General features: G+C 57.0%; 9 protein-coding genes. 8 read left to right on the forward strand and 1 reads right to left on the reverse strand.

What is annotated here, in order from left to right:
* The 8 genes from ACIQ47_RS13185 to pehA all read left to right on the forward strand — a co-directional run.
* Positions 1-337, forward strand: a 337-nt coding sequence (locus ACIQ47_RS13185; protein ID WP_396438557.1) for a tripartite tricarboxylate transporter substrate-binding protein, incomplete at its 5' end; no start/stop codon positions are given.
* 9 nt (positions 338-346) lie between these two features.
* Positions 347-1255 (forward strand): site-specific tyrosine recombinase XerD, encoded by a 909-nt coding sequence (gene xerD, locus ACIQ47_RS13190; protein WP_396438558.1) that lies wholly within the window; start codon positions 347-349, stop codon positions 1253-1255.
* Between the two features lie 142 nt (positions 1256-1397).
* Positions 1398-3056: an ABC transporter substrate-binding protein gene (locus tag ACIQ47_RS13195; RefSeq protein ID WP_396438559.1), complete on the forward strand. Its 1659-nt coding sequence runs from the start codon at positions 1398-1400 to the stop codon at positions 3054-3056.
* Positions 3057-3103: 47 nt separating this feature from the next.
* Complete coding sequence (locus ACIQ47_RS13200) at positions 3104-4054, forward strand: ABC transporter ATP-binding protein (protein ID WP_396438560.1); 951 nt, start codon at positions 3104-3106, stop codon at positions 4052-4054.
* Positions 4051-5061, forward strand: a complete 1011-nt coding sequence (locus ACIQ47_RS13205; RefSeq protein WP_396438561.1) for an ABC transporter ATP-binding protein — start codon at positions 4051-4053, stop codon at positions 5059-5061. Before ACIQ47_RS13200 ends, ACIQ47_RS13205 begins: the two co-directional genes overlap by 4 nt.
* Positions 5058-5999 (forward strand): ABC transporter permease, encoded by a 942-nt coding sequence (locus ACIQ47_RS13210; protein WP_396438562.1) that lies wholly within the window; start codon positions 5058-5060, stop codon positions 5997-5999. The genes ACIQ47_RS13205 and ACIQ47_RS13210 overlap by 4 nt, the downstream gene beginning before the upstream one ends.
* The gene (locus tag ACIQ47_RS13215; RefSeq protein WP_396438563.1) at positions 5996-6895 is read left to right on the forward strand and encodes an ABC transporter permease; all 900 of its coding nucleotides are present in this window, start codon (positions 5996-5998) and stop codon (positions 6893-6895) included. The genes ACIQ47_RS13210 and ACIQ47_RS13215 overlap by 4 nt, the downstream gene beginning before the upstream one ends.
* Positions 6896-6921: 26 nt before the next feature.
* Positions 6922-8463 (forward strand): phosphoric/sulfuric ester hydrolase PehA, encoded by a 1542-nt coding sequence (gene pehA / locus ACIQ47_RS13220; RefSeq protein ID WP_396438564.1) that lies wholly within the window; start codon positions 6922-6924, stop codon positions 8461-8463.
* Here pehA and ACIQ47_RS13225 read toward each other — a convergent pair.
* Positions 8464-8734 (reverse strand): DUF455 family protein (locus tag ACIQ47_RS13225; RefSeq protein ID WP_396438565.1); only part of this gene is annotated, 271 nt, incomplete at its 5' end.

Consider the following 8734-nt stretch of genomic DNA (forward strand, 5'->3'; position numbering starts at 1 on the left):
CATCCAGTCGGGCCGTTTGGTGCCCATCGTCGTGGCCGCGCCCCAGCGCCTGTCTCAGCTGCCCAACGTGCCCACCTTCAAGGATGTCGGTCTGGAACCCGTCAACCGCATGGCTTACTACGGCATCCTGGGCCCCAAGAACCTGCCCAAAGAGGTGGTCGACAAGATCAGCGCGGGCGTGAAAAAAGCCCTGCAAGAGCCGGGCGTGACCAAGCGCATCAACGACACCGGCTCTTTGGTGGTGGCCAACACGCCTGAAGAGTTCACGGCCCAGATCAAGGCCGAGTTCGAGGTCTACAAAAAGGTGGTGGACCAGCAAAAACTCAAGCTGGACTGATTTCAGTTCATGCACGAGGCCAGCCAGAGCGCCATCGACCGATTTGCCGAGGCCCTCTGGCTGGAGGACGGACTGTCCGCCAACACCTTGGCGGCTTACCGTCTTGATTTGTCCCTCTTCGCCACCTGGTTGTTTTTGACGCACAGGCTGGCGCTGGAGGCGACCGAAGAACACCAACTGCAGGCTTACTTTGCCGAACGCCATGGCCAGACCAAGGCGACATCGGCCAACCGAAGGTTGACGGTGTTCAAGCGGTTTTTTCGTTGGGCGCTGCGCGAACGCCTTGTTCAATCCGATCCCACCTTGCGCATGCTGGCCGCTAAACAGGCGCTGCGCGTGCCCAAAACGCTGGGCGAGGCGCAGGTCGATGCCTTGTTGTCTGCGCCCGACATCACCACCCCGTTGGGGCTGCGTGACCGCGCCATGCTGGAGCTGATATACGCCAGTGGCTTGCGTGTCAGTGAGTTGGTGAGCCTCAAAACCCTGCATGTCTCGCTCAATGAGGGGGTGCTGCGCATCATGGGCAAGGGCAGCAAAGAACGCCTGGTGCCTTTTGGCGAGGAGGCGCGGGAATGGTTGCAGCGCTATATGGGCCAGGCCAGACCGGTCATGTTGGGCCAGCGACAAACCCAAGACCTGTTCGTCACCACCAGCGGCAGCACGCCGGGCACAGCCATGTCACGCGTCATGTTCTGGAGTTTGGTCAAGCGCTACGCGATCGATGCGGGCATCACAGCGCCCCTGTCGCCGCACACCTTGCGCCATGCTTTCGCCACTCATTTGCTCAACCATGGGGCCGACTTGCGCGCCGTGCAGATGCTGCTGGGCCACGCCGACATCTCCACCACCACCATCTACACCCATGTGGCGCGTGAGCGGCTCAAGACGCTGCATGCACAGCACCACCCGAGGGGCTAAATCGATCTGGTGGGTGTTTATGGATTAAAAATTTTAAACAAAAGAGGCATCATGGACGAGGTCATAGAAACTTCACATCTTTGCCGCATTTAATTCACATGTCACGGCCACCATAAGGTTTTTGGTCTTAAAGGTGTCAACCGTGAAACGTCATTTCTTAACTACTTTGTTGCTGGTGTCATCCATGGCAGTGGTGACCCATGTCGGTGCCCAAACCGACAGCCGCCCAACAGTCCGCGTGGCCGTTCAGCAGGTCGCCACTTCGGGAACTTTGACGCCTTTGCGCGAACAATCGAATGTGGGTGCGCGCTCCTTCCCCATGATTTACGCAGGGCTGATTGAACTTGATCGTCAAGGCGATTTGTCGCTCAAGCCGGGTCTGGCCACTTCCTGGAAACGCATCGATGACTTCACGGTGGAACTCAAACTGCGCAAAGGCGTGAAGTTCCACAACGGTGATGAGATGACCGCCGACGACGTGGCCTTCACCTTTGGTCCCGAGCACATGTTTGGCAGCACCAAACCTCTGGTCGTGGGCAAAGTCGCTGCCACCATCGCCACCACGACCAATCAAACGCCTGCCACGGCAGTCAAACTGACTGCGGCCACATTGCCACCCGAAGTGCCTGCAATCGCCAGGCGCTTGTGGCCTTCGTTGGCGCAGGTCAAAGTGATCGACAAATACACCGTGCGATTCATCAACTTGGCACCCGATTTGACCCTCGAGGGCCGCTTGGCACGGTCGTCTGAAATCATCTCCAGGCGTGCCTTTTTGGAAGCCAAAGACTGGGCCAGTTGGGCGCGTTCGCCTGTGGCTGCTGGGCCGTTCAAAATCAAAGAATTCAAGCCAGACAACAGCTTGGTGTTGACCGCGCACGATGCTTATTTTGGCGGCAAACCCAACGTGAAAGAAGTGCGTTACCAAGTCGTGCCTGAAGTGTCGGGGCGCGTCAATGGATTGCTCAGTGGCGAGTACGATTTTGTCACCGACATTCCGCCGGACCAGATCAAGACCATCGAAGCCAACCCCAAGTTTGAAGTGGTCGGCGGCCCCGTGCTCAATCACCGCCTCATCGTCTTTGACAAGAACCACCCGCAGATGGCCAATCCCAAAATTCGTCTGGCCATGGCCCATGCGATCGACCGTGACGCGATTGTCAAATCTTTATGGGGCAACCGCACCTCCGTGCCCGCTGGCTTGCAGTGGGAGTATTACGGACCCATGTTCCAGAAAAACTGGAGCGTTCCCAAGTACGACCCTGCACTGGCGGCCCGTTTGGTCAAAGAGGCTGGCTACAAGGGTGAACCCATTCCATTTCGTGTTTTGAACAATTACTACACCAACCAAGTGCAAACGGCGCAAGTGTTGGCTGAAATGTGGCGTGCCGTCGGCCTGAACGTGGACATGCAGATGAAAGAAAATTGGGGCCAAATTTTTGAAACAGCCAACTCCGCTCGAGGTGTGCGTGACTGGTCAAACTCAGCCCCCTTCAATGACCCGATCAGCTCCATGGTGAACCAGCACGGCCCCAACGGCCAGCAACAACAGATGGGCGAATGGAAGAACAGCGAGTTCAATACCTTGTCCACTTTGCTGGAAACGTCCACCAACATGGACAACCGTAGCCGTGCTTTTCGCCGCATGCTGGAAATTGCAGAACGTGAAGATCCCGCCTACACCGTGCTGCACCGTAACGTGGTGTTTTACGGCAAGCGCAAAGACATCCAGTGGAAATGGTCCCCCACCTTCACCATGGACTTCAGGGCTGCCAACCTGACCATGCCCGTGAGTGGCAAATGACTGAATCAACGACCCATCAGCCTCACCCAAGTTCCCCCCCAGTTTTAGTGAGTCTGCGTGGGCTGACGGTGAGCTTTGGCTCTGGCGCATCGCGAGTGCAGGTGCTCCATGGCCTTGATTTGGATGTCCATGTGGGGGAGTCCTTAGGGCTGGTCGGTGAGTCTGGTTGCGGCAAAAGCGTGACCTGGCTGGCCGCTTTGGGACTGCTCGGAGCGAATGCCCAAGTTCAAGGTGAATTTCGTCTGGCGGGTGAACGTTTTGATGGTCTGAGTGACAAGGCTTTGTCGTTGATTCGCGGGCGTCGCATCGCCATGATTTTTCAGGACCCCGCCTCTGCTTTGAATCCTGTGCACCGGATCGGACAGCAATTGCTAGAAGCCGTGAGTTTGCACAAAGGACTCAAAGGTGAGGCCGCCCGTGCGCAAGCGGTGCGTTTGTTGGATCAGGTGCACATTCCCAATGCGCGCCAACGTTTTGATGCCTATCCGCATGAACTGTCTGGCGGCATGAACCAGCGCGTCATGATTGCCATGGCGCTTGCTGGTGAGCCGGATTTGCTGATCGCAGACGAGCCGACCACCGCCTTGGATGCCACGATTCAAGCCCAAATTTTGGATTTGCTGTCTGAAGTGCGCCGCGACCAGGGCATGGCCATGGTCTTGATCTCGCATGACCTGAGTGTGATTGCGCAAGAATGCTCGCGGGTCATGGTGATGTACGCGGGGCGCGCTGCCGAAATTGCAGTCACCGACAATTTGTTTGGCACCGCCAAGCATCCTTACACCCAGGGTTTGTTGTCTTGTGTGCCCGATGTGGCTTCACCCCAAAAACGTCTGACGGCCATTCCAGGGCAAGTGCCTGAAGCGGGCCGATTGCCCAAAGGCTGCAGCTTTGAGCCCCGATGTGCGCAGTCGATGGCGCAGTGCAGTGGGTTTGTACCGATGCTTACTTCTGTTGAGCCTGACCACCAAGTGGCTTGTTTTTTGGCGACACCATGACCCCATTGCTTCAAGTTCAAGAACTGCGCAAGCACTTTCAGGTGCGCGTGCCTGAAGGCTGGCGTCAGCGAAAAGCCAACTTGCGCGCTGTCGATGGCATTTCATTTGATTTGCGCGCGGGTCAAACCCTCGGCTTGGTCGGTGAGTCTGGTTGCGGTAAAACCACCACGGCACGTCTCGTGTTGGGCTTGACCGAAGCCACCCAAGGCCAAGTGCTGTTCAACGGCCAGCCCGTCACGGCCAAGCGCGATGCCACTTGGCGAGCCCAGCGGCAAAACATGCAAATGGTCTACCAAAATCCGCTGGGGGCATTGGACAGGCGCTTGAATGTGATCTCGCAAGTGCAAGAGCCCTTACTGATTCACGGCTTGGGTGATGCGCTTTCCCGGACGGAGCAGGCCCAAGACTTGATGGTCTCCATGGGACTTCCAAAGCCCTTGTGGCACCGCTATCCGCACGAGCTTTCGGGTGGGCAACGCCAGCGCGTGGTGCTCGCGCGCGCCCTCATTCTCAAGCCCAGCTTGTTGGTGTGTGATGAACCCGTGTCAGCCTTGGACGTTTCGATTCAGGCCCAAGTGATCAATTTATTGCAAGACGTCCAAGAACGGATGGGAGTGGCCTATTTGTTCATCAGCCACGACCTCAAGGTGGTTCGTCAAGTCAGTGACCAAGTGGCGGTGATGTATTTGGGGCACATCGTGGAGCAGGCGCCGCCCCAGCAATTGTTCAGCGAACCCTTGCACCCTTATTCCCAAGCTTTGGTGTCTTCGGTGCCATCACTTTGGCAACGAAGCAACCCGAAGCGGCACATCTTGCAAGGTGATCCTCCCAGCCCGCTGTCGCTTCAAAGTGGTTGTGTTTTTCAAAATAGATGCCCGCATGCGCAAGCCATTTGCCGTGAGGTGCCGCCGCGTTTGACCCCTCTGACCTCTGAGCGTCAAGTCGCCTGTCATCTGGTCTCAGACCAGGCGGGTTTGCCCGATGCACCTTTGGAGTCCCGCGCATGATGCGATTTTTGGTGATCCGGTTTTTACGCGGACTCTTGACCTTGTTCTTGGTGCTCAGTTTTGCTTTTTTGATCCTGCGATCAACGGGTGATCCCGCCATGTTGATCATGTCGGCCGAAGCGCCGCCGGAAGCCCTGGAGGCTTTTCGCAAAGGGTGGGGCTTGGATGCCCCCTTGTGGCAGCAGTATCTGGGCTATTTTAAAAATCTTGCGCAGGGCAATTTCGGCTACTCGATGCGAGACAAAAGCCCTGCCATGGATTTGGTCTTAGAACGCATTCCCGCCACACTCAGCTTGGCCCTTCCGGCCTTTGCACTGAAGCTGATGATGGGTATCTCTGCTGGCGTTTATGCCGCGCTGCACCGCAACACCTGGATTGACCGGTTCTTGATCAGCCTGTCCATAGCTGGCTACACCATGCCCAGTTTTGTGTTGGGTTTGGTGCTGGTGCTGGTTTTTGCGGTGGGTTTGGGGTGGCTGCCCAGCGGAGGGGACGCCACTTGGCAGCACGCGATATTGCCTGTGATTACCCTCAGTTTGGGCGGCGCTGCGGTGCTGGCCCGGTTCACCCGATCCGCCATGCTCGAAGTCATGGGGCAATCTTATATCCGCACGGCCAGTGCCAAAGGATTGGTCTGGCGCCGCGTTGTGCTGCACCACGCCATGCCCAACGCGGCCATCCCGACGCTGACGGTGATTGGTTTCATGGTTGGCAGTTTGATCGCGGGTGCGGTGGTGGTGGAAAGTGTTTTCTCTTGGCCAGGGGTTGGCCGCTTGATGGTGACCTCTGTGGCCAACAGGGACTTGGCGGTGGTGCAAAGTCTTTTGTTGTTGGTGGCCACCACCATGGTGTCGGCCAATTTGATGGTGGACATCCTTTACGGATGGATTGACCCGCGTGTTCGCTCAGGCCAAGCCGGACAAGGAAAAAAAGCATGAACACACCCTCCTTGCCTGATCAAATCCAGACCGCGGCCCCACCGTCTTTTGGGCAATCTGCGATTCAACTGATTCGATCAATGCCCCTGTTGGTCCGACTGTGCTCGCTGTGGATTGTGGTGGTTTTAGGGATCGCTTTGTTCGCAGATTTTATTTCGCCTTACAGTTACAGCCAACTGGATTTGTTGGCCCGCCTGCGCCCGCCCGCGTTTTGGGGCGGCAGTTCAGACCACTGGCTTGGAACCGATGAATTAGGGCGCGATGTGTTGTCACGCTTGTTCCATTCGGTCCGCATCAGTTTGCTGGTGGCCTTCATCAGCACGATGTTGTCGGCCACTGTGGGCGTGCTGATGGGCTTTGCAGCCGCGCATTTCAGAGGCTGGGTGGAGCAGTTGGTCTTGACCTTGGTGGATTTCCAGGCCTCGATGCCGTTCATGATCATTGCGCTGGCCGTGTTGGCGTTTTTCGGAAACACCTTGGTTTTGTTCATCGCCTTGATGGGTTTTTATGGCTGGGAGCGGTCTGCGCGCATTGCACGCGGCTTGACGATTGCCGCCAATGAGCAAGGTTACGCGTCCGCTGTCTATGACCTGGGGGCATCGCCTTGGCGCGTTTACCTGCGGCACATCCTGCCCAACATTGCCAGCACCTTGATCGTGAGCGTCACGCTCACATTTCCAGAAGTTATTTTGTTGGAATCCGGTCTGTCCTTTTTGGGCTTGGGGGTTCAGCCCCCCATGACCAGCTTGGGCAATATGGTCGGTTATGGCCGTGAATACCTGCAATCGGCGCCCTGGATTTTGCTTGCGCCGAGTTTGTTCATTGTGGTCACCACGTTTTCGGTCAGCATGCTCGGCGACTGGTTGCGTGACCTGTTGGATCCGACCTTGAATTGAAACTTATTCCCAGAAGAAAGAACCTTATGCACCAACACAAAAACGTTTTGCTCATCGTGGTTGACCAGTGGCGTGGCGACACCTTGGCCATGTTGGGCCATCCTCTGATCAAAACACCCAACATTGAGTCACTGGCCAGCGAGGGCGTGACCTTTGCGCGCCACTACACGCAAGCCGTGCCTTGCGGGCCAGGCCGCGCCAGTTTGCTCACAGGTCTGTACATGATGAACCACCGGGCGGTACAAAACACCATCCCGCTCGATGCACGCCACACCAACATCGCTTTAGAGGTGCGCAAGGCCGGTTATGAGCCTGCTTTGGTCGGTTACACCACCACCACGCCAGATCCGCGCGTCACGGCAGCCCAAGACCCGCGCTACACCGTTTTGGGTGCAGACATGGAAGGCTGGAAATCGGTCGGTTCATGGGGGCTGAAAATGGAAGCCTACTTTGGCTGGCTTGCTGCCCAAGGGGTGGAGTTGCCCGACAACCCTTGGGACATTTGGTTGCCCGAAGGCTTGGAAGCCCATGACGTCGGGGCCACTGCCCGGCCCAGCGTCATTCCTGCGCATTTGTCCGACACCACCTGGTTCACCGACAAGGGCTTGGATTATTTGCGCAGCGTTCAAAACAAGCCTTGGTTTTTGCATCTGGGTTATTACCGTCCCCACCCGCCCTTTGCAGCGCCAGCGCCCTACCACGACATGTACGACCCGGCGCAATGCCCCGCACCGGTTCGAGCCGCCTCACCGCAAGCCGAAGGCGAGCAGCATCCCATGCTCAAGTTCTATTTGGACAACATTGCACGCAAGAGCTTTTTCCAAAACGGCCAGGGTTTGGCCAGCCAGATGGACGAAGCCGAAGTGCGTCAAATGCGCGCCACCTATTACGGCCTGATGAGCGAGGTGGACGACCAGATCGGTCGGGTTTTCAAGTTCCTCAAGGAAACTGGCCAGTGGGACAACACCTTGGTGGTGTTGACAAGCGACCACGGCGAGCAGTTGGGTGACCACCACCTGTTGGGCAAGATGGGCTACTTTGATGAGAGTTTTCACATCCCGATGATTGTTCGCGATCCTGGTGTTCAATCCGATGCCACACGGGGCCAGATTGTTCGCCAGTTCACCGAGACGGTAGACACCATGCCCACCATTTTGGATTGGATGGGTCAAGCGATTCCTCGGGCCTGTGATGGTGCTTCGCTGCTGCCGTTTTTGCACAGTGGTCAAGCGCCCAAAAACTGGCGGACCGAGGTGCATTACGAATTCGACTTCCGCAACATCTATTACTCGCAGCCCGAAGACGTATTGGGCACAGACATGGACGAAAGTGCCTTGGCCGTGGTGCAAGATGAGCAGTACAAGTACGTTCACTTTGCTGCACTGCCGCCCTTGTTCTTTGATTTGCGCAAAGACCCAGAGCAATTGCACAACTGCGCGCAAGACCCCGAATACGCTGCGTTGGTCTTGGCCTATGCGCAAAAAATGCTCAATTGGCGACTCAAGCACGCTGACAAAACGCTCACGGGCTATGCGGCGTCGCCAGCGGGTTTGACGCAAAGGGACTGATCACCGCCCCAGCAGTTGCAGTTCTTCGGTGCTGAAGCCGGCAGATTGGCGCGCCGCCATGTTGAAGGGCGGGCGCAGTTTGGGCGCGTCATATTGAGCGATCAACTCGGCGTAGGTGTGTACAGGGTCCAAGCCGCGCTCTTTGCACAGGTAGCGGTACCAGCGGTTGCCTGCGGCCACATGGCCGATTTCGTCTTCCAAAATGATGTCCAGAATCTCACCCGCCCGGTGGTCGCCCACGCTGACCAGTTTGTTTTTCACACCCGGTGAG

The organism is Limnohabitans sp. (assembly GCF_044373035.1).
Classification (GTDB): Bacteria; Pseudomonadota; Gammaproteobacteria; order Burkholderiales; family Burkholderiaceae_C; genus Limnohabitans_A.

Bases quoted from the DNA above. Each gene is read 5' to 3' on its own strand.
- pehA (WP_396438564.1), top strand. From the start codon at position 6,922: ATGCACCAACACAAAAACGTTTTGCTCATCGTGGTTGACCAGTGGCGT.
- ACIQ47_RS13215 (WP_396438563.1), top strand. From the start codon at position 5,996: ATGAACACACCCTCCTTGCCTGATCAAATCCAGACCGCGGCCCCACCG.
- ACIQ47_RS13210 (WP_396438562.1), top strand. From the start codon at position 5,058: ATGATGCGATTTTTGGTGATCCGGTTTTTACGCGGACTCTTGACCTTG.
- xerD (WP_396438558.1), top strand. From the start codon at position 347: ATGCACGAGGCCAGCCAGAGCGCCATCGACCGATTTGCCGAGGCCCTC.
- ACIQ47_RS13205 (WP_396438561.1), top strand. From the start codon at position 4,051: ATGACCCCATTGCTTCAAGTTCAAGAACTGCGCAAGCACTTTCAGGTG.